Raw genomic sequence first — 20,142 nt, 5'->3', positions numbered from 1 at the left:
GAGAACCGCGATTATATACTTAATATTCAATACAGACTCTTTAAAAGGTTTCATGTGTTCTACCTCCATCTTCTATATGCTTCCTTAAATAATAATACCTATGGAGTTCCATAATGAAATGAAACAGAATAAATGAAAGCATGGAGTATACACACATTAATACAATTGCTACCATCTTTTGTGTTGCAAAACCAAGACTGATATTAGCAACGAGTTGACCCAATCCTACAAAAGCCACTACTCCGAAACCAGAGTTTTTTTTCGATGATTTTGATTTTTTGATTGGTTCCTGAAGTTTTTTAATATGATTTTTATAATAATGATTCAAAGCAAAAATATACAAACCAACTGAAAAAACAAAATAGATGGGAGTTTGTAATCCTAACATTTCATATGCAAACTTTTGGGTTATAACTAATAATCCTACTGAACATACGATGCCAAATACCCCACGAAATAGAGTGTATTGTAATTGCCGCTTCCTAGGATTTATAACAATCCATATTGCCCATACATTTAAAAAAGCAATTGGTGGAACTATTATGTACATATATATCGGTTGAACAGGATTCGCAAAAGCAGGCAAAAGCACAAATATATCTGCTATCCCAATCACAAGAGTAATTATAGTCGATCTTATATCATTTACAGCATAAAGAGCCATATAATATTCAAAAACTTTTTTATTAAAATCTGTATTTTTTTTCATGTTAATTAAACCACCCTGCTACTGTTGACCAAGTTTTTTTCGCACCCGTTTTCACCATATCCTTAATACTATCATCTTCACCATCACCATCTAAATCAACATCCCATTTTACACCTTCTGTTAAGTATGTTAATCCTACTGAAATACCGAATCCTGCTGCTGCAACTGCCAAAACTGGCGCAGCAGCAGGAAGAACTGCAACAGTCAGAACCGCAGCCCCTACAGTTGTTGCTCCTCCCACTACAACATTACCAATAATATCTCCTGCAATTTTATCATTCGAGGCATTATTTTTGATATTCTCACTCGTATCCGTATATGAATCTATAGCTACACTAGCCCATCCAAGCTTATCCTTTAAGGCCATTTTGGCTGCGCTTCCTTTTTTTATCATAGCTTCTATTTCTTTTATCTTAGGAGTAGCTGTTCCATTTTCGATTTTCTTTTCGATATCATTTACATAGTAAATCTTATGATCTCTATGCCGTCCATTAACTTTTTTATTATCTTTAACAGAATCATAACTCTCTCTTATAAGAACTCGTTTGTTTTTTCTATCAAATTCTTTTTTTACCTCATAACCATTCCTTACTTTATAAACTGTATTCCCTACTGCAGCTGCACCTGTAAGTGTTCCGAATGTATTCCCCACTCCATCCAATGGTACCATCGGATCAAAGCCAGTCATACCTAAAAATGAATCTTTTTTATCTACTTCACCAGATTCAGAATCCTTATTTAACCTTTCAACTTCACGAGCTCTATCTTCTGTAATTTTTTGAATAGACCCCGTCCAATCCATATTCAATCCTTGTGTACTAAATGTACCGCTGACAACACTAAACCCTTTCCCACTTTGAACTTCCGCAAGACCTGCAGCAATACTAGCTGCTAATTGAAGTGCTGTACTATAATTATTACTAGAGTTCTGATTGAATTGATACAAATGATCCAGCTTTTCTTGCAGTTTTTGCCTCATAACAATAAAAAGATTTACCATAGCATCCATACCCGGCATTGGCATAGCTTGATTGACAGCTTCCATACTTGTTTTCATTCGGTCAATTTCTCGAATTTGTTCTAATATCTCGTGTTCAATTACATCTGTCGAAGCTACTTGTGATTGAAATTGACTTGGAAAAGCATCATTCTGACGAATCAATTCTTCACATAAATAAATGATCCCTTGCGCTAAAGGCCGAAAGGTTTGAACAAAAAATGCTTTTGCACTACTATATGTTTGCCCTTGTAACACAGTATCAATTGCAAAAGCGTCAATCGACTGAATGGCTTGTTCCATACCTTGAATGGTGGCCGTACATACAGCATTCATACTTTGAGTTTGGTTCTGTACTTCTCCCAAATACATATTTAAACTCATGAATTAGCCTCCTTTACTAATTGTTGTTGCTGATATGAAAGGGCGTTTTCTAAATCACTAAGATCTCGTTTCTCTTTAAACAATGTTTCTTTTTTGTTTTCCAATTCAAATGTGACTTTGCGTTCAATATGTTGTGCATCTTGATACGTATTCATAAAAAACTGGGACATTTCTCTATCACCATGCCAAGTTCCTAAAATTCGATCGAACAAACGACGATTTCGACTTCTACATTCATAAAAATCTGCTTCCGCTTGTTCCTGAGCTCGAATCGCGAACTGATTTCGTTCCTGTTCTTCAAATACATTTCGTAACTTTAGATTTAACTCTTTAATTTGTTTTTCAATATCTTGACTCATCATATTCCTCCTACTATTTTACTTTACGTAGGTTGTCACATTAGCGAAAAGTATTGTGAAGTTCGTTATCCATTCTCTCAAATTCATTAGATACCAAATGAATATTATCAACCGCTTGTTGAAAGGCAGCGGAAAATTGTTTCGTCAAGTCTAAAACTTGCTGATTCGCTTCTTGTACTTTGAAGTTAACAGACAACGTTGTACGCGTCGCCTTTGTTATAGAACGACTGGTTGCACTTTGAATTCTATCAGAGGCTGTTCCCATTTTCGTAGCAATTTGCGTTGCTGTTTGTAAATTACTTTGAAATTGTCCCATTCTTTCAAACCCTTTCTATAAGTTTTCCAAATGCATTAAAGAAATCTCATTAAATATATATCCCTATCAATATCACTCGCTCTAGGCATGCAATCAAATGAGCCATACAATATAAGCTGTATGGCTCAATTAAAATGCTTGTTATATAGAGTATGACACTTTTTATTTCAAACCGAAATTACGTGATAATTCTTCATCATGAGAAGCAACAGCCTCTGCAGTTTTATTCAGCTGCATATTGATTTCTTGTAATAGCTGTGCGAAGTTTTGTACTTTTGGCTTTAATTCATTGAACTGTTGATCAAAACCTTCGAAAGCACGACCTTCCCATTCTCCTCTTAATTCATTTTGTAAGTTTTGTAGTTGACTTAAAATATCCTCAATTTGATTTGCACCTTGTCCATATCGAGTCGCTTTCGATTTAAGCTCCTCTGGTGACATACGAATTTGTCCAGCCATTTTCATTTCCCCTTTAATACATAATGAGCAAAATATATATTGGTTAATTTTACTAAACATATTATAATCTATTATTCTGAACTTTTAAACGTTTTATCTTTCTATTGAATATTAGAATATGAATCTTCTATTTTTCTTACTTTACAAAATTTCATGCAAAAAAAGAGGAGCCATCTCCTCTTAATAAATAAACACTATTTAATTTGTTCCTTATACTCACGGTTAACAACTACATACCATTTTCCTGTATCAAATTTTTCTTTATTAATCACGTAAACTTTATTTTCTCTCCTTACCTCCCCTGGTTTTAATTCCTTAGTAATACTAGAGGTCTCGCCTTTTTCAACCTCATAACTACTAGCTGCCCACACATCATTTTGGTAAGCATTATCATTTTCATCCACTAAATCCACTGATGGTAAAACGGCTAATTTCATCGATTCGTTTGTGATATTTTTCCCTTCTGCTTCTACAACAATAAAGACATGTCCATCTTCAGGTTTTTGGAATCCTATACTTTCTTTACCAACCTTATCTCTTTCTACAACTCTTTTTACAGTTACATCAAATTTAGGTGTATGAAAATCCTTGTTTACAGCATACTCTTTTTCTTTTATTTTTGATTTCTCTTTTGTTTGTTCTGTATTTTTCTGCTTTGTATTCTCTTTCGTTTTCGCCTCATCAGTTGTTTGCACTTTCTTTTCTTCTTGTTTAGAATTGGTTTCTTTAGATTCTGAAGAAGTTTTGTCAGATGTATTGCCGCAACCAGATAAATTGAATACTAAAGCGCCACCTAAAATACATGTAGTAAATTTTTTCAACATCTCTTTTTATCCCCCAATAACACAATATGTAAATTTCTTACTTATCATAGCAAAAAACACGATCTTAAATTGTTGCATTGTGTCGAATGATTAAGAATAATCAATTGTTTTTACATGAAATGAGTTAAAAAACTAGCAACCAAACCCCAAACAAAAAAAGACCACCAAAAGGCAGTCTCTCAAAACTCAATCCTATTCCCCACTCCGCACTCCACCGCTTTCTCATACAAATACTTCGCAACGATAATATCCACTACTGCCAAACCAACCGATTTAAAAACAGTAATCTCTTCATCGTTCTCTCTACCAGCTCTTTCACCACTTATAATTTGACCAAGCTCGGCGTAAATGTTGCTTGCCTCAAATAAACCTTCTTTTATCGGAACTAGAAGATCCCCTGTCTCTTCTAATGCTGCTTCTTTTGATTCGACTACTACTTTGTTTGCGCCCGTGATAGCGTGGGATGGTAGTTCTTGCATGTTTGGCCGGAATGAACCGACGGCGTTTATGTGGACGCCTTTTTGTAGTTTTTCTGAGAAGACTGGTGTGGATGCGTTCGTAGTTGTGACGATGATGTCTGCTTCGTTTATTGCTTCATTTGCATTTGTGTAAACATAAGCAGGTTTACCAAATTTCTCTTGTATATATTGCGCAAATGCATACGCTTTTTCTTCTGTTCGATTGTATAAAATGACTTTTTCGATATCTCTTACCGCAAATACTGCTTCGGCAATTCCCTTCGCCTGTTCACCGGTCCCGATTATACATAACGATTTCGCGTTATGACGAGCTAAATGTTTTGTCGCTACTCCTGATAGAGCCCCCGTTCGAATCATCGTTAAGTAGGATCCTTCTAAAAGTGCGAGCGGTTCTCCCGTTTGAAAGTCTGATAGCATCACAATTCCGTTTATCGTTTTCTTTCCTATCTTTTTGTTCTCGGGGACTACTGTTACTACTTTTAAGCCAAGTGCCTCAAGTCCCTCCGCTACTGAAGGCATAATTAATGCCGTATTTTTCTCGTTCGCAAACGGTAATGAGCCGCGAATTGGTGTGATCGTTCTTTCTGCGGAAAATTCTTTTAAAGCAAGCGCCGCGTATTCAATGACTTCGTTCATATTTACTAAGTTTCGTTGTTCATTCGCGCTTATGACTAGCATATCTTTCCACCTCCTCCTTCTATCCTAACAAAAATCCCCGATTCAAATCATCTCTCGGGTCTACAACGAACTGATGAAATCCTGTAATAAATGCATGACCCGTTACTTTCGGAACGACAGCTTCATATGTATCTACTGCGGTTACCGACAATACTTCCCCCTCGAATTTCCCGTCAGTAATGCATTCGTGGACGAAAATTTCTCCCTTTTGTAAAGCATCTTTTTCAAAAAGAGTTGCGATTCTTGCGGAAGTTCCTGTGCCGCAAGGAGAACGATCTACTTGCCCATCAGCAAAGATCGTTACATTTCGTAAAGTTGCATCTTTTTCTTTCGGTTCATCTGAGAAAATAACGCCATATATTCCTTTTAACCCTTCTTCAAGTGGATGCTTTACTTCCATTTTGCTCTCGATGTAGTGCTTAATTTTACCGCCCCACGTTTGAATAGCAGCTAAGTCTTTGAAATCAACCTTCAAACCAAGTTCTTTACTATCTACTACCGCGTAGAATGCTCCACCAAATGCGATATCTACTTGAAATTCATAGTTATCTATTTTAATAGGAACATCTTTTTTGTATACAAATGAAGGGACATTTTCAAATGATACAGACTCTACTTCGCTCCCATTATATTTTGCGTACGCAATCACTTCCCCAGCAGGGCTATCAATAATGAACTTTTGTTCCTCACCTGTCACTTCAAACATACCTGTTTCAATTCCGACTGTAATAACAGCGATAATGCCGTGCCCACACATCGTACTCCAGCCTTCATTGTGCATAAATAATACACCAAAATCAGCGTGAGCACTTGCAGGTGGAGTAATGATACAACCGTACATACCGTGATGTCCTCTCGGTTCATACATAAGAACCTCGCGAAGATGGTCCAAATTCTCCATACAGTATGCGCGTCTTTCTAGCTGCGTTTCTCCTTTTATTTCTGGCACGCCGCCTGTAATAATTCGAAGCGGCTCCCCAGCTACGTGAGCATCAATTGTCGTGTACACTTTACTAACCTTCATTTCTATCTCTCCCCTATATGTTGATACTCTTTTTATTGCAAATATCATGCCAACGCATAGGGTATAAATTTGTATACATTGTGTAAAAAAGCATACACTACTGTCTATTTTTTTATACAGTAGACAGTGAATGATTATTAGCCCGCACAAAACAAAAAAGCCATAACGTCACTACTTGAGCAACATTATGGTTCCTTTTTTAATTATTTCGCGGGATTTGTGCCAAAATCAAATTTATATGTCACTCGGCAATTTTTCCCACTCACTTAAATGCATGACATCTTGTTTTACGTTTTTCTTTTCAGGAAGTAAACATAGAAATTCTAAAGAATTACCGTCCGGATCATAAAAATAAAGATTTGCAGTAGGTGTCCACGTATGGACCATAGGCTCAGACGGTTCAAGACCGAAAGCGGCCCTTGGGTTTATTCCTTTATTCAGCAGCCATTCCCTTGCATAAATGATTTCTTCATAGTTAACCTTGAATGCAAAGTGACTTGTATGGAATGCTTCTTCTGATACCTCCCAAATGCCCAGCATTTGTTCCTTCTTATTATCTTTATCAAACCAAAAGAATGCTACACGGCGTTCTTCAATTGTGAGAGCATGAAATAATCCAAGTTTCGTATAAAACTCCTTTGCTACTTCTAAATTTTTTGTTTTAACATGCGTTTCATATAAAGTACCTGGAAACAAAACATATTCCCCCTTTATATTTTTAGAAATTCTTACTATAAAGCCTATTTTTATAAACTAAAAATAGAAGTGATATCATATTCTTCTTACATTTTTTTCAAATTTGTAGCACTAATGCTGAATAAAATAGAAAATTCTCTCCCCCCGCCACATATACTGTTCAAAAGCAAAAAGGAAGTGATCCCATGTATTACGGAACAAAAGGCTGGTACGTAGCTGAATTAAAAAAATTAGGTGTGCGCTATCATGAAGGACGAAAACTAGAAAGTTACCGCGGACACGTTTTACGCAATTTATTACTTGCACAGCAAGAGAAATTAAAAGAACAGTAATATGCTAATGTAGCGATATCGGCGATTCTCGGAATATATCAACGATTTTTCAAATATATCAGCGATTCAGCACAATATATCAACGATTTTTTAAATATATCGACGATTCGATATGGAATATCGACTTACCGACAAATTCCGTCAAATCACTCCTCCATTCTACCAACCAATCACACATCAATACAAACAAAAAAGGTCACCCAAACGGGTGACCTTCTTTTCTTATTCACAAACAAGAATTTGTCTAGTAAATGATCCTTTTCTTGTAATACAGCGATCTGTAATTTCAAATCCTGCTTCATGGATCATGTCGTCCATTGTTTCCATCGTGACAACGACTACCTTTTTAGCGATGCGGCGCGCACTTGAAAGAATAGAGAACTGGTCTTCTGGTGTTGCATGCGTAAATAAGTCGTACGGCATATCGATAATTGCAACATCGTAGTTCTCAGTAATTTCCTCGATTGGACCTTTTGTTACTGTTCCTTCAAACCCGAAATGTGCAATGTTTTTTCTCGTTCCAAGCACCACAAGTGGATTTATATCTCTACCAACGATGTTAATTCCCATAGAAAGTGCTTCTACTACTACTGTTCCAATACCACAGCACGGGTCAATTGCTCGTACTCCCTCTGGATTTGGTACAGCGATATTGGCAACTGATCTCGCAACACGTGTACTAAGAGATGTCGAATAACTATGCGGTTTTTTTATGTGATGATACCAAACTGGCTCACTTTCTACATAGTGTCCGAAGTACCAACGTCCTCCAAGAGGAACAATTCCGAATACACGCTCTGGATTACGAACATCCGCTTCTCCTTCAATATGCATGCCCAGGTCTCGTTCAATGAGACGTCTTTCCCCATATTCAATTTTATTTTCTCCAACCAGGTCATTGATTTTAACGAAGATAACTTTAAACGACGCTCCCGCCAAATCAATTTGTTCCACTTGTTTTAAAATACTTTCTAAGTCGTCTCCTTCATACATAACCTCAACGCGCTCTTTAATAAATGCACTTCTACTCGGGTCAATTTTGACATCACTTTTCAAAATATTAACGTGAGACTCCATTCCAAAGAACGAGCGCATTTCCAAATAACATAAAGCACGCTCCTCCTCACGAAATGCATACGTATATATACATGCAGGTGTTGTACTATGATTACTCAATCTATTATCATCCTTTATCGTTTAAAATTATTATGATTACAATTATTCGAATATCTTTTTTACGTAAAATTAAATGATATCACATGCCGGAAATAAAGAGAAACGTTAATAAATAAAAGAGACTGCCTATTGGCAATCTCTTTTGATTTATTAACGGAAAGAAGATACGTTATTCCCCTTTGCTTCATAGTAATCTAAAATACCTTGATAAATTGCTTCTGCTGCAGCTTGTCTCTGTTTTGGTGTAGCAATTTTATCTGCATCACTTTTATTATCTACAAATGCTAATTCTGTTAATACAGCTGGCATTGTATTGTATTTTACTACGTACCAAATATCCTTTTTCACACCACGGTCAAATGTCCCAAGTGCTGCTACAAGGCGTTTTTGAATTTTGTCTGCTAATAAGCGACTGTCTTCCGTATACGGGTTCGTTGATTTTGTCGGTGCTGCTGCATAATAGAATGTTTCTGTACCGTGTCCATCTTTACCTGTAGAACCGTTACCGTGAATACTTACGAAGATATCACCCTTATTTTCATTAGCAAATTCTACTCTTTTTCTTAAAGAATCGCCAGAATCTACTCCTGGGCGTGTATCGTTCGTACGTGTTAACTTAACAGTAAATGGTGTCTTTTTCTCAAATATTTTTTGTAATCGTAAAGATGTGTCTAATACAATTTTACTTTCTTCCTCATAATAACCAACATTACCCGAGTCAATTCCACCGTGACCTGGATCAATAATAATTGCTTTACCTTCTAAGAAGTTTTCTTGTTTTACTGGGTTTAATTGATTTTTATCCACCCATTGGAAGCCACTATTTGTACGGATACGAATCCAGCTATCTTTTTCTTCAATAACTACTACTTTTGGCGCAAACGTATCACTTGTCATACCGCTAATTACATCTCGATCTACTAAATAGTAAATTGCGTCTTTTGCAAATGAGTCGTCTCGAACATCTGAAAACTTCTTCGTTTCTGCTAAACTACTAACTGGATAAGCTAGTAAACTTGCTGCTAACATACCAGCAGCTATTGCCTTGTACTTCATAAAAATAATATTAAAAATATTAACTGGTAAATAACTCCTATAATAGTTTATAACATTCAATCACTGTAGTAAATACGTTTCCTATCTATATTATTAAAATAAATATATAAGGAATAATAAATATAAATACATTTCAAAAAGCGATTAATTACCCACCAAATGAAAAGCTGATTAAAAATAATATTTTTAATCAGCCCTCTCTATTTTCTATGAAATTATTCTTCAATTAAATGAGACATTACATATGCATATACTAACGCTTCTGTATGTGCAATCGAACTTTCATGTGTACGCTCAAATGCATGAGAAGAATCAATACCCGCTCCAATTAATGCATGTTTCACATCAAATCCAGCGTGAATCGCAGCTGATGCATCCGATCCATAGTATGGATAAATATCTACTTTATATTCAATATTGTTCGTTTTCGCAAGCTCTACTAAATGTTTACGCAGTGCATAATGATACGGACCGCTAGAGTCTTTTGCACAAATAGATACTGTATATTCGTCAGATGCTTGACCATCACCTAACGCTCCCATATCAACCGCTAAATACTCAACCGTTTCTTCTGGAATGTTAGAGTTACCACCGTATCCAATCTCTTCATTATTAGAAATTAAGAAATGCGTTGTATATGGTAATGTTACGTTTTCGTCTTGTAATCTCTTAATTAATTTTAATAAAATCGCAACACTTACTTTGTCATCTAAATGACGTGATTTTATGTATCCACTCTCTGTAATTTGAACGCGCGGATCGAATGAAACGAAGTCTCCTACTTCAATTCCTAATTCACGTACTTCATCAGCTGAAAAGACACGCTCATCAATACGAACCTCAATATTTTTCTCGTCGCGTTTCGCTTCACCTGCATCTTTATATACATGCACAGATGTTTGATGCATTAAAATCGTTCCTGTATAAGTCTTACCGCTTGATGTTTCAATTTCGCAATATTCCCCCTCTACAGAGTTCCAGCGAAATCCGCCAATCATAGAAAGACTTAGACGACCGTCAGGCTTAATTTCTTTCACCATCGCCCCTAACGTATCAACGTGTGCCGTTAATAAACGGTGCTGTGCATCATTTTTCCCTTTTACCGTTAAAATAAGAGCGCCTTTATTGTTACGCTTCGTTTCTACGTTCCACTCACTTACATAGTTTTCAATAAAACGAATGATTTTCTCTGTATTTCCAGACGGACTCGGAATAGAGACAAGCTCCTTAATAAGTTCCATCGTTTCTTTCGTATGATGTGCCATTGTCGTTTCCTCCTCATTTTCTCTACTATTCAGTATACCGAATTTACTATAAATCCTCTACTCATATAGCTTAATTTTCTAAATTGTATTAAAATTCGCTTTAACAAAAAAACATAGCGTTATTCATAAACACTATGCTTTCTATCAAACTATTCTTCTGAAACATCCAACAAATAAATGCCTCTTTCAAATCCACCGCGCTCTATTTCTTTTTGCTTACGAAGACGTTCTACATCTTCAATTGTTGCACCTTCTGCACGCGCTAATGAAATGATCACTTCCAGTGCATCCGCAAGAGAATCTAGCGCATGTTCACGTTCTTTCATAGAAGCAAATTCACGAATTTCTTCCGTTCCAATTTTCGCTAAAGCTTGTATGTATGCTTGTCCTGTTAATTTTTGTGCTGTATATGTTTTTCCAGACACTAAAATCTTCTCTGGAACACGATCTCTTACTAACTTGTTATATGCTGACATCATTCAACCTCCTATATTTAATAACATCCGAGCTCTGCTTTATAGAAAAACCATTTTTTCTTCACGCACACACTAAGCATATCAATTCCTGATCCATGTGCCCTTACGTGCGGAAAGAAATAGTGCTCTGATTCTTCTTCCTTACTATATAAAGTTTGGTACTCAGCTGGAATTGCTTCTTTTTTCACATCTTTTTCTTTCGTCACCTCGCCAGAAAACGCAACGCTTGGATGTCCTTCAAAAAACAAAGCAGTTCGCACCGCCATAGATGGTGTACTATGTAAAGCATAATATGCTATTACAATCATGCCGATCACACCGATAATTTTCTTCATACATTACTCCTAAAAAAAAGTGCTAACACAATTATACTAAAATGTGTTAGCACTTTCTCCCCTTTACCTTAAATTAACCGGCAGTAAAACTACCATTAATTCAAATTTCACTTTATTCCCCTTTAAATGCAGGCAAACGTTTTTCTAAAAATGCAGCAATGCCTTCTTTATGATCCGCTGTTTGTCTCATCGCATATTGGCCGCGCTTTTCAAGTTGCAATGTTTGTTCTAAATTAGAACGATTTACTTCACATAAAATTTGCTTCGTTTGAATCATCGCTTTAATCGGCTTTTGTGACCATTCGCTAATTTTTTGCTTCACAGCCGTTTGGAAATCCTCACCGATTACTTCATCAATTAAACCGATATCAAGCGCTTCTGTTGCTGATAATTTCTTTCCTTCCCAAATAATTTGCTTCGTCATATTTTCACCGACGCGCTTTTGAAGGAAGAAATGGCCGCCACCATCTGGAATTAAAGCGATTCCAATAAAGTTCATCGCAATAACGGATGATATATCTGCCATCACATAGTCAGCTGTTAACGCAATACTTAACCCAAGACCAGCAGTAGGTCCATGAATCGCACTAATCACAAGCTTCGGCATCGTATATAAAGTTACAACAACTTCAGAAATAGTATTCATAATACCATCAAACTTGCTTTCATCATTACTTGAAAGCATCGATTTAATATCTCCACCCGCAGAAAAACCGCGGCCGTTCCCGCATAGCACCACAATATGCGCTGAACTCTCCGCAACTTCTTTCAGTTTTTGTAATAGCTCTTTTAACGTTGGTTCATCTAATGCATTTAACACCTCTGGGCGATTGACCATAACCGTTGCAACGTGCCCTTCATATTTCACAATGACAGATTCTGTTTTACTTGTTACTTCCATTATATATACCCCTCTTTTCTACATAAAGATTATACTTATATAATTATAGAAAGCAGGTGAAAAACCCTTCTTTTTTCTTAATTTTCTGTCTAATAATCTCATAATTTGTATATAGCCTCGTATAAAACATACCATTCCGTTAAAAAATATAGCAATTAAAGTCGGTTTATCCATACTTTCCATCTATTTACCATTACAATGAAATGGTGTATTCTTAAGTTTGATATAAAAAATCAAATATAGAAATTCATTTTTCTTCCTTCTGAAAAAAGGAATTCTCAAAATTCATATACATTTTTATAATATCACGTTCCTAATCTAGAATGTTACTATAATGCTAAGATTAACAAACTTCAATGACCACAAAACATTGTGATATAAAGATGTTGAATACAATAAAAAAACACTCTCATACGAGGGTGTTTTTTTATATAGCCTCAGCTTTTACAAACTGTAATTTATCTTTCTGCTCATTACTCGCCATCGTTACTAACGTATTTTCAATATGAGCAGGCACTTGTTCTAGCGTCACACTCGCACCTACTTTATCCGATTGCTCAACAAAGTTTAACAATGCCATCGCTCCTGATACATCCATATAGCGCACATCTTTCATACGTAAAACAACTGGAGACTTTACGTCTTGTAAAGTATGAAAAACACGATCCACTGTTAGGAAAGAAAGTGGACCTTTAATTTTATACGTCGCTTCCTTTTCTTTTACAATAGAAGCTTTACGTTCTTTACATTTCACCATGTATATCATGAACGAAAGAATAATACCGAATGCAACAGCGATCATTAAATCAAACTTCACTGTGACAACCATCGTTACAAGCATAACAATGACATCACCTTTTGGTGCTACATGCATTTTCTTCATGCTTTCCCAATCAAACATGCCAATACCAGTTAAAATTAAAATACCTGATAATACAGCAAGCGGAATGTATTGTACGACCGATCCAAGTCCCATAATGAAAATAAATAATATAACACTATGCATACATGCCGAAAGCGCTGTTTTACCACCGCTTCTTATATTAACGATAGATCGTACAGTCGCCCCTGCCCCTGCTAATCCGCCAAACAATCCGCTCATCATATTACCGATACCTTGTCCGACCAGTTCTTTATTACTTTTATGACGTGTACCCGTCACATTATCCATTACAACCGATGTTAACAACGAGTCAATCGATCCTAATAAAGCAATACTAAGCGCTGGTAAAATAAGTTCTGCGATGCCTGTTCCACTTAAAGATGGAATATGAAGCGTCGGCATTGCTTCTGGAATCGTTCCAATCTTCTCAATCACCTTATTTAATGACAAGTTTCCGATAAACGGTAACTTCACTGTAAGCCCTTCTAACGCCGAAGAAATGAAAGGAAGCATAACTGTCACACCTACTAATGCAACTAAACTAGATGGAATCGCTTTAATCCATTTTCCAGAAACAATCATTACAATAATCGTTAATACTACGAGTAGAAAACTATTTTGCACATGCTTTATTTCACCTAAAATAATAATTAATGCGATACCGTTCATAAATCCTGAAACGACAGGATACGGAATATATCGCACGTAAGAGCCAAGCTTACATACACCGAATAAAATTTGAAACAGTCCCGCCATCATAAATGCTATAAAACTCGCCTCTAACCCGTGCGTCGCAATTACCCCTGTCGCAATTACCGTAATCGGTCCAGTTGGCCCGGTAACCTGCCCCGGTGTCCCGCCAAATAAAGCCGCAAATAAACCTGCAAAAATCGCACCATACAATCCGACTAGTGCTCCTTCAGACGTTCCCGTTGCAGCAATACCAAATGCAATGGCAAGTGGCAACGCAACAATCGCAACAGTAAAACCTGCTAAACATTCCTTTGCTATTCTTTGAAACATATAATAACCACCTTCATATAAAGTGAAACTTTAATCAGTGGGTGTGTTCCTCCCCCACTGATTATTAGTTGAACCAATCGGGCTTTTACGGGCAGTTGATCTCCCACCTAACTTTCTCGCATTCGTCGAAATTTGAGGTGGGGATCTTACTGCCCGTTAATGCGGGATTAAGTCCACGTTCCATTGTACACCTAAAAGAATATATTCGTTAGTCCACTTTTTACAGTCTCGTGACGTAAACGTATTCAATTGCAAGCTCACACCGCATCTTTGGAAACTATTATAACTATGCTATAATAGATAAATTAAATCTTTTATTATATATTTGGAGGCACTATGCTAACTTTTGAAGAAAAATTATCGATTATTGAATCTTTCCCTGAATTAGAAAGAAAGAACGTATCATTAAAACGCGTGAACTTTCACTTTGAAGAAAGTCGTTTAGATAAAAAGAACGTTGTATATCATTTACATCCAAATGGAAACGGCTTTGTATATGCAAACTTCATTAAAGGTTATAAAACAGATGATAAAGGCATGATTAACATCCGTGAGTTTTCAGAAGAAGAACTGCGTTCATTAATTGAAAAAGTAATTGAACGTCTATCACAGGAGCCAGAAGAAATTGTTACACCAATGGAACCTGCTGCAGAAGAAGAATGGAAGAACGAAGACGGCCACATCCTAACTCTTATTCAAGAGGATGATATGTGGAACGTGTACGCTGGTGTAAACTTAGACGGTACATTCAACTCTTACCCAGAAGCTGCGGAATACCTTGATGAAGAAGGATTTTCACGTAAATAAAAGTAGAAAATGGGCATCCCAACATGACCATCAAACAATGTTGCGAACCCCATTTAATTCAACGATTTTTATAACAGTAAAAACCCCTCAAGCATTCATATGCTTGAGGGGTTTTCAATTAAAAGGTAGAACAGCTAAAATTCCTTATATTAAGAACAAAGTGGAATTATTCCTAGACCAATTAATAGAGCTGCAGCAGCCGCTGGAATTGGTACAGGAATCTGGATACCTTCTACAAATAAGAAATATTGACCACTTACTATTTTAAAACAAACTAATTGTATGGCTATTCCTCCCTTCTGTTAGATTAATACATTATATTAATTAACCTTATTATTAATATAATTAAATTATTTGTTTTTAAAAAAAGTTACTATGTTACAATCTCTCCAATCAAAGAAAGCATCTTAAAGTTTCTTTTTTGGCTATATAAACTCCTTCCTCACACTATCTCTAGTAATTTTCATAAAATGATTTAGAGGAGGATTAAAAATGAATACAACTGCTAGATTAGTAAATTGGAAAGAACATGGGGATATGATTATTTTGGAATGTGAATCCAATGGAAAACGCTTCGAGATATCAACATATAAACAACGAATATATAATGCCCACCTTTTGTCAGATGACGTATATGTTCGTTTAGATTCATCTGATAATATAATTGGAATAGATATCTATAAGAAGTAAGAAAAGCCCTCTATTTTTTGTAGGCGGGCTTTATCTTTATTACAAAACACCAAAGTATACTCTCTTTTTCTCATGAAGTTTATGTAATTATACATATTCACAAAAAATAAACTAAATGAATATTACATGTAGTAAAATATAACTTGTGGACACGTTCTATAAAGCAGATTCTTTTAAAAGGCGTAACATATCAATCATTATAGGGGATGTGGCGTTACTCCGATACTGATCTCAGATCTCTTATATTTTGTGAACTAACAATCTAGTGTATATAGACGATTCTGTTTTATAGTATGTGTTTACACTTATAACAAAGGGGTAATACGGATAGATTCGTATGAAATGAAAATGGTTCAAGTCGGAGAGAGGCACCTTAGGGTGTCTTTTCTTTTATACATTACATCCCTTTTGTTCTTTCACCTTACTTCAAATACACGAATCACTCTTCATTAAGAAAAAACGAGAATTAAGTGAAGATCAATTGACCTTCACTTAATTCCCCCCTCTACAAAAGAGCAAAGATATTGCTTCGTCTATTTAATCGCTTACAGACAAACAGGCGAAAATCACGTAGGCATCCCACACTTTCTATTTTTTCGCACCTTTCAAAGACTCTCTAAGCACAAACTTCTGTAATTTCCCACTCGCATTACGAGGCAGTTCATCCACAAATAAGTAATGACGTGGACGTTTATAATCTGCTAATTCATCACTTTCTTTACAATATACTTCTAAATCTTCTTCTGTAATCGCTTCATCTTTCTTTACAACAACAGCCACAACACGTTCTCCCCATAATTCATCTGGCTCACCAAGCACCGCAACATCTAATACACCAGGATGACTATGAAGGAAATCTTCAATCTCACGTGGATAAATATTAACGCCTCCGCTAATTACCATATCATCCACACGATCTGCGACGAATAAATAGCCATCTTTATCGAAATAACCTAAATCACCAGAGTGATACCATCCTTTATACATCGATTTTGCATTTGCTTCTTCTCGGTTATGATAACCAGCCATCATAGTTGGGCCGCGCAAAATAATCTCCCCAACTTCATAAGGAGGCAATACATCATCTGGCTCTGCTGGTGCATCATCGCTTGGTTTTACAATGCGAATTTCATGACTAAAGCATGGTGTTCCCGCTGAACCTGCTTTCGTAATTTGATCTTCTTCTACGAGAAACGCAACAACTGGTCCCATTTCTGTCATTCCGTAAATTTGTACAAGATCAATATAAAGACGTTCTTTACATTCCTTCACTAATGCTGGCGCCATCGCCGCTCCACCATATATACCAATCTTCATCGACGTTAAATCGTACTGTGTTAAATCTTTTTGCAGTAACATATTCCACATCGTCGGTGCTGCAAAAAACGTCGTAATCTTCTCTTCTTGAATCGTATGTAATACTCTATCCGTATCAAAATGATGTAAAATGACATTCTTTCCGCCAACTTGAATGCGTGGAATGATTCCAGCATTTAACTCACCACAATGATATAAAGGTGCTACAACAAGTCCGGCACTATCTCTATTATATTTTAAGAAATACGTACAAATCATGCTATGCTCAGTCATTTCACGATGACGATGCAATACGCCTTTCGGATGACCTGTCGTACCGCTCGTATACAGCATCGAACAATAATCCATTTCATCAATTTCGATATGTACTTTGTCAGAAGATGCCGCATTAACTTTTTCATGGTAGGAACTAGCAAAGGAAGGTGTATCGTCTTCTACATACCAAAAAGACGAATTTGGAAAATCTCGTTCAATGATAGCGACAGTTGATTCAACTGCTTTTTCAAAGACAACGACTTTGGAGGATGCGTCCTGGAGAATATAAGATACTTCTTTTGCTTTTAAACGGAAGTTAATCGGGTTAAAGATCGCCCCAATTTTCGCACAAGCTAAGTAAACGTTTACAAATTCACGGCAATTATATAAGTAAACAGATACAGTATCTCCCTTTCTTACCCCTTCTTTCAACAGAGCTTGCGCCGTTTTATTTATTTGCTCATCCCACTGTTTATATGTCCAGCGAATATTTTTTTCCGGCTCTACTAACGCCTCTTTATTCGGATACTTACCAACCGCTAGATCAAATATTCTCCCTATCGTCATGTACATGCCAACAATTTCCCCCTTTTCTCTTTCATAAATCTATCATTTCGTCCATAAGTAGACATTGTCCTCTAATGATTTGACTAATTTTTCTGATTATTATCGACATAGTTTTACAAACAGTGTAGTTTTTTGGTAAATGAAATTATAGCAACTTACTCACAACAATATAAAAAAGAGGCTGTTCCAAATGGAACAACCTCTTTCTTCTTATACAAATAGCTCTTCTAAAATTTTCAGTTTGTCTTCTGTATACTTTACGAAGCCATCGTTATATGATTTTGGATCTTTCGGATTTGCGAAGTGCGTAATTGCACCTGTCTTCGGATGAACAAATTTACTTGATGCACCACAACCAAGTCCGATAATCGATTGAACTTCTTCCATAATAACAATGTTATAAATACTTTCTTGCGTCGGCATTGCATAACCAACGTTCTCTAAGTTACCTAAAATATTTTTTTGACGATATAGGTAATATGGTACGTAATTATGCTTTTGCGTCCACTCTTCTGCTTCATGCATCATCGCTGTAATTTCTTCGCGACCTGCTACTTTATATTTACGTTTGTTTTGCGTCATTTCAGAAGCACGTTTGAATGATAACGTATGAACTGTTAACGATTCTGGCATTAACTTTTCTGTCTCATCTAACGTGTGCTTGAAAATATCTAACCCTTCACCAGGAAGACCAATAATTAAGTCCATATTAATATTGTTCATTCCCATTTCACGAGCTAAGTGATACTTCTCAATTGTTTCTTCTACAGTATGATGACGCCCAATTGCTTTTAATGTCTCTTGATGGTATGACTGCGGATTAATACTAATACGGTCAATGTTCCATTTATTTAACACTTCTAGTTTTGCTGGCGTAATTGTATCTGGGCGACCTGCCTCAACTGTTACTTCACGCACATTTTTCACATCTGGGAACGCTTCATACATTTCTTCATACAGCATATCCATCTCTTCTGCTGTAATACTTGTCGGTGTACCGCCGCCGTAATAAATCGTCGTAACTGTTACACCTTTTTCTTTTAAAAACTTACCAATTTCACGAACTTCATAATGTAAACCACCTAAGAATGAATCAACAGAGCCTTGGCGTCCGTTAATTGCATACGCCGGGAATGTACAATATGCACATTTTGTTGGGCAGAATGGAATACCGATATAAATACTTACTTCCTCTTTCAAACGGTATAAATCCGGAACTACCGCTAATTGGCAATCAACAATACGCTGAAGAAGTTCAATTTTCTCTTCATGAATTAAATAGCTTTCACGAAGTTCTTGGTGTGCTTCTTCTTTTGACATACCACTTTGAAGCATTTTATGAAGGAGTTTCGTCGGACGAACTCCTGTTAAAATGCCCCAACTTTGTTCAAGACCAGTTAACTGCTGAAGAACAGAAAGATATACATAAGAAACAACGTGCTTCACTTGCTTCATACGCTCTTTTTCATCTGTGAAAGCAGATAAATCTTTTGCGAAAGTTTCTTCATACACATTTCCAGTAGCAACATCTGTTAAACGAGCAGATGCTTTCACATTCTCTTCAATGTGTATATCAACAATAAGATTTGCTTCCTCTTGTTCAAATCCAATCGTACTATCTTCAAAAAATAAGCCGCCAATATTTTGCAGCGGACGTAAAAAACGATCATCTTGTAGCGTTTTAATTGAAATTAACAACATTATCACCTTTTCATTTGCAAACTCTCTTTAGTTTACTTGAAGGGCGTTTGCAGGTCAATACAGAAGGTTTTACCTTATTTCTTCTATTTAAAAACTTAAAGGCAGAAGAGATGACATTTCTCTTCTGCCTTTTATAAATCTATTAGCTATTTTTAGTCATAAATCTTAAACGCATTCCTAATAACACAAGAATTACACCTATAAATGGCAGGTAATTTGTATTATGCCCTGTAGCTGGAAGTTTTTGATCATTGGAACTGCCTTGCTCTTTTTCTGGTCAGTTAGGCTTTCCTGTTTCTTCACCTGGCTTCTCTGTTTCTTCACCTGGTTTTTCTGTTTCTTCACCTGGCTTCTCTGTTTCTTCACCTGGTTTCTCTGTTTCTTCACCTGGCTTTTCTGTTTCTTCACCTGGTTTTTCTGTTTCTTCACCTGG

The 20,142-nt window shown here is 36.3% G+C and carries 19 protein-coding genes and 4 pseudogenes; 3 read left to right on the top strand and 20 right to left on the bottom strand.

Going from position 1 to position 20,142, the window contains the following annotated elements; all coding sequences use genetic code 11:
• Positions 1 to 40: 40 nt before the first annotated feature.
• The 9 genes from DN389_RS21165 to DN389_RS21125 all read right to left on the bottom strand — a co-directional run bounded on the left by DN389_RS21165 (position 41) and on the right by DN389_RS21125 (position 6,925).
• A complete protein-coding gene (locus tag DN389_RS21165; RefSeq protein WP_048545574.1) occupies positions 41 to 709 on the bottom strand; it encodes a hypothetical protein in 669 nt (222 codons plus the stop codon).
• A gap of 1 nt (position 710) precedes the next feature.
• Positions 711 to 2,090, bottom strand: a complete 1,380-nt coding sequence (locus DN389_RS21160; protein ID WP_149237568.1) for a T7SS effector LXG polymorphic toxin — start codon at positions 2,088 to 2,090, stop codon at positions 711 to 713.
• The gene (locus DN389_RS21155; protein WP_149237567.1) at positions 2,087 to 2,449 is read right to left on the bottom strand and encodes a DUF3958 family protein; all 363 of its coding nucleotides are present in this window, start codon (positions 2,447 to 2,449) and stop codon (positions 2,087 to 2,089) included. The genes DN389_RS21160 and DN389_RS21155 overlap by 4 nt, the downstream gene beginning before the upstream one ends.
• A gap of 40 nt (positions 2,450 to 2,489) precedes the next feature.
• Entirely contained in the window at positions 2,490 to 2,765 is a 276-nt protein-coding gene (locus DN389_RS21150) for a TIGR04197 family type VII secretion effector (RefSeq protein ID WP_149237566.1), read from the bottom strand.
• Positions 2,766 to 2,927: 162 nt separating this feature from the next.
• Positions 2,928 to 3,224, bottom strand: coding sequence for a WXG100 family type VII secretion target (locus DN389_RS21145; protein ID WP_000918602.1), 297 nt, complete (start codon positions 3,222 to 3,224; stop codon positions 2,928 to 2,930).
• Positions 3,225 to 3,418: 194 nt separating this feature from the next.
• Positions 3,419 to 4,048, bottom strand: coding sequence for a hypothetical protein (locus DN389_RS21140; protein WP_060487653.1), 630 nt, complete (start codon positions 4,046 to 4,048; stop codon positions 3,419 to 3,421).
• 179 nt (positions 4,049 to 4,227) lie between these two features.
• Positions 4,228 to 5,205, bottom strand: a complete 978-nt coding sequence (locus DN389_RS21135; RefSeq protein ID WP_149237565.1) for an ornithine cyclodeaminase family protein — start codon at positions 5,203 to 5,205, stop codon at positions 4,228 to 4,230.
• A gap of 19 nt (positions 5,206 to 5,224) precedes the next feature.
• Positions 5,225 to 6,277: a proline racemase family protein gene (locus DN389_RS21130; RefSeq protein ID WP_149237564.1), complete on the bottom strand. Its 1,053-nt coding sequence runs from the start codon at positions 6,275 to 6,277 to the stop codon at positions 5,225 to 5,227.
• 186 nt (positions 6,278 to 6,463) lie between these two features.
• Positions 6,464 to 6,925: a VOC family protein gene (locus tag DN389_RS21125; RefSeq protein ID WP_097858009.1), complete on the bottom strand. Its 462-nt coding sequence runs from the start codon at positions 6,923 to 6,925 to the stop codon at positions 6,464 to 6,466.
• A 131-nt stretch (positions 6,926 to 7,056) separates the two neighbouring features.
• On the opposite strand from DN389_RS21125, the pseudogene DN389_RS21120 reads away from it, so the two are divergent.
• Positions 7,057 to 7,257 (top strand): annotated as a pseudogene (locus tag DN389_RS21120) (YflJ family protein); the annotation flags it as partial.
• A gap of 222 nt (positions 7,258 to 7,479) precedes the next feature.
• On the opposite strand, the gene DN389_RS21115 reads toward DN389_RS21120, so the two are convergent.
• The 8 genes and pseudogenes from DN389_RS21115 to DN389_RS21085 all read right to left on the bottom strand — a co-directional run bounded on the left by DN389_RS21115 (position 7,480) and on the right by DN389_RS21085 (position 14,372).
• Positions 7,480 to 8,433, bottom strand: coding sequence for a TRM11 family SAM-dependent methyltransferase (locus tag DN389_RS21115; protein WP_048566935.1), 954 nt, complete (start codon positions 8,431 to 8,433; stop codon positions 7,480 to 7,482).
• 150 nt (positions 8,434 to 8,583) lie between these two features.
• Positions 8,584 to 9,291, bottom strand: a pseudogene (locus tag DN389_RS21110) (N-acetylmuramoyl-L-alanine amidase family protein); the annotation flags it as partial.
• Between the two features lie 24 nt (positions 9,292 to 9,315).
• Positions 9,316 to 9,462, bottom strand: a pseudogene (locus DN389_RS29210) (hypothetical protein); the annotation flags it as partial.
• A 242-nt stretch (positions 9,463 to 9,704) separates the two neighbouring features.
• Positions 9,705 to 10,754 (bottom strand): M42 family metallopeptidase, encoded by a 1,050-nt coding sequence (locus DN389_RS21105; protein WP_048545609.1) that lies wholly within the window; start codon positions 10,752 to 10,754, stop codon positions 9,705 to 9,707.
• Positions 10,755 to 10,903: 149 nt separating this feature from the next.
• Positions 10,904 to 11,230 (bottom strand): nucleoside triphosphate pyrophosphohydrolase, encoded by a 327-nt coding sequence (locus tag DN389_RS21100; protein ID WP_064470977.1) that lies wholly within the window; start codon positions 11,228 to 11,230, stop codon positions 10,904 to 10,906.
• Positions 11,231 to 11,247: 17 nt separating this feature from the next.
• A complete protein-coding gene (locus DN389_RS21095; protein ID WP_088091196.1) occupies positions 11,248 to 11,565 on the bottom strand; it encodes a hypothetical protein in 318 nt (105 codons plus the stop codon).
• Between the two features lie 112 nt (positions 11,566 to 11,677).
• Entirely contained in the window at positions 11,678 to 12,466 is a 789-nt protein-coding gene (locus DN389_RS21090) for an enoyl-CoA hydratase (RefSeq protein ID WP_000454176.1), read from the bottom strand.
• A 427-nt stretch (positions 12,467 to 12,893) separates the two neighbouring features.
• Complete coding sequence (locus tag DN389_RS21085; protein WP_149237562.1) at positions 12,894 to 14,372, bottom strand: SulP family inorganic anion transporter; 1,479 nt, start codon at positions 14,370 to 14,372, stop codon at positions 12,894 to 12,896.
• Between the two features lie 336 nt (positions 14,373 to 14,708).
• On the opposite strand from DN389_RS21085, the gene DN389_RS21080 reads away from it, so the two are divergent.
• Both DN389_RS21080 and DN389_RS21075 read left to right on the top strand, forming a co-directional pair.
• Entirely contained in the window at positions 14,709 to 15,179 is a 471-nt protein-coding gene (locus DN389_RS21080; protein WP_000955002.1) for a hypothetical protein, read from the top strand.
• Positions 15,180 to 15,671: 492 nt separating this feature from the next.
• Positions 15,672 to 15,869, top strand: a complete 198-nt coding sequence (locus DN389_RS21075; RefSeq protein ID WP_001098286.1) for a hypothetical protein — start codon at positions 15,672 to 15,674, stop codon at positions 15,867 to 15,869.
• 588 nt (positions 15,870 to 16,457) lie between these two features.
• On the opposite strand, the gene DN389_RS21070 is transcribed toward DN389_RS21075, so the two are convergent.
• The 3 genes and pseudogenes from DN389_RS21070 to DN389_RS21060 all read right to left on the bottom strand — a co-directional run.
• The gene (locus DN389_RS21070; RefSeq protein ID WP_149237561.1) at positions 16,458 to 18,014 is read right to left on the bottom strand and encodes a fatty acid--CoA ligase; all 1,557 of its coding nucleotides are present in this window, start codon (positions 18,012 to 18,014) and stop codon (positions 16,458 to 16,460) included.
• Between the two features lie 204 nt (positions 18,015 to 18,218).
• Positions 18,219 to 19,709 carry a coproporphyrinogen III oxidase gene (locus DN389_RS21065; protein ID WP_002007015.1) on the bottom strand — a complete coding sequence of 497 codons (1,491 nt, stop codon included), beginning with the start codon at positions 19,707 to 19,709 and terminating at the stop codon, positions 18,219 to 18,221.
• Between the two features lie 142 nt (positions 19,710 to 19,851).
• A pseudogene (locus DN389_RS21060) lies at positions 19,852 to 20,142 on the bottom strand (LPXTG cell wall anchor domain-containing protein); the annotation flags it as partial.

It is taken from the genome of Bacillus sp. AY3-1 (assembly GCF_008368785.1).
Lineage (GTDB): Bacteria > Bacillota > Bacilli > Bacillales > Bacillaceae_G > Bacillus_A > Bacillus_A wiedmannii.
Note: the sequence above shows the minus strand (reverse complement) of the source record. Positions and strands in the feature narration are given on the sequence as shown.

What these genes read in the sequence shown, in the direction of transcription:
- DN389_RS21160 (WP_149237568.1), bottom strand. Translation starts at nt 2,090, where the DNA reads ATGAGTTTAAATATGTATTTGGGAGAAGTACAGAACCAAACTCAAAGT.
- DN389_RS21095 (WP_088091196.1), bottom strand. Translation starts at nt 11,565, where the DNA reads ATGAAGAAAATTATCGGTGTGATCGGCATGATTGTAATAGCATATTAT.
- DN389_RS21145 (WP_000918602.1), bottom strand. Translation starts at nt 3,224, where the DNA reads ATGGCTGGACAAATTCGTATGTCACCAGAGGAGCTTAAATCGAAAGCG.
- DN389_RS21090 (WP_000454176.1), bottom strand. Translation starts at nt 12,466, where the DNA reads ATGGAAGTAACAAGTAAAACAGAATCTGTCATTGTGAAATATGAAGGG.
- DN389_RS21150 (WP_149237566.1), bottom strand. Translation starts at nt 2,765, where the DNA reads ATGGGACAATTTCAAAGTAATTTACAAACAGCAACGCAAATTGCTACG.
- DN389_RS21140 (WP_060487653.1), bottom strand. Translation starts at nt 4,048, where the DNA reads ATGTTGAAAAAATTTACTACATGTATTTTAGGTGGCGCTTTAGTATTC.
- DN389_RS21080 (WP_000955002.1), top strand. Translation starts at nt 14,709, where the DNA reads ATGCTAACTTTTGAAGAAAAATTATCGATTATTGAATCTTTCCCTGAA.
- DN389_RS21085 (WP_149237562.1), bottom strand. Translation starts at nt 14,372, where the DNA reads ATGTTTCAAAGAATAGCAAAGGAATGTTTAGCAGGTTTTACTGTTGCG.
- DN389_RS21155 (WP_149237567.1), bottom strand. Translation starts at nt 2,449, where the DNA reads ATGAGTCAAGATATTGAAAAACAAATTAAAGAGTTAAATCTAAAGTTA.
- DN389_RS21065 (WP_002007015.1), bottom strand. Translation starts at nt 19,709, where the DNA reads ATGTTGTTAATTTCAATTAAAACGCTACAAGATGATCGTTTTTTACGT.
- DN389_RS21165 (WP_048545574.1), bottom strand. Translation starts at nt 709, where the DNA reads ATGAAAAAAAATACAGATTTTAATAAAAAAGTTTTTGAATATTATATG.
- DN389_RS21130 (WP_149237564.1), bottom strand. Translation starts at nt 6,277, where the DNA reads ATGATATTTGCAATAAAAAGAGTATCAACATATAGGGGAGAGATAGAA.
- DN389_RS21100 (WP_064470977.1), bottom strand. Translation starts at nt 11,230, where the DNA reads ATGTCAGCATATAACAAGTTAGTAAGAGATCGTGTTCCAGAGAAGATT.
- DN389_RS21075 (WP_001098286.1), top strand. Translation starts at nt 15,672, where the DNA reads ATGAATACAACTGCTAGATTAGTAAATTGGAAAGAACATGGGGATATG.
- DN389_RS21135 (WP_149237565.1), bottom strand. Translation starts at nt 5,205, where the DNA reads ATGCTAGTCATAAGCGCGAATGAACAACGAAACTTAGTAAATATGAAC.
- DN389_RS21105 (WP_048545609.1), bottom strand. Translation starts at nt 10,754, where the DNA reads ATGGCACATCATACGAAAGAAACGATGGAACTTATTAAGGAGCTTGTC.
- DN389_RS21070 (WP_149237561.1), bottom strand. Translation starts at nt 18,014, where the DNA reads ATGTACATGACGATAGGGAGAATATTTGATCTAGCGGTTGGTAAGTAT.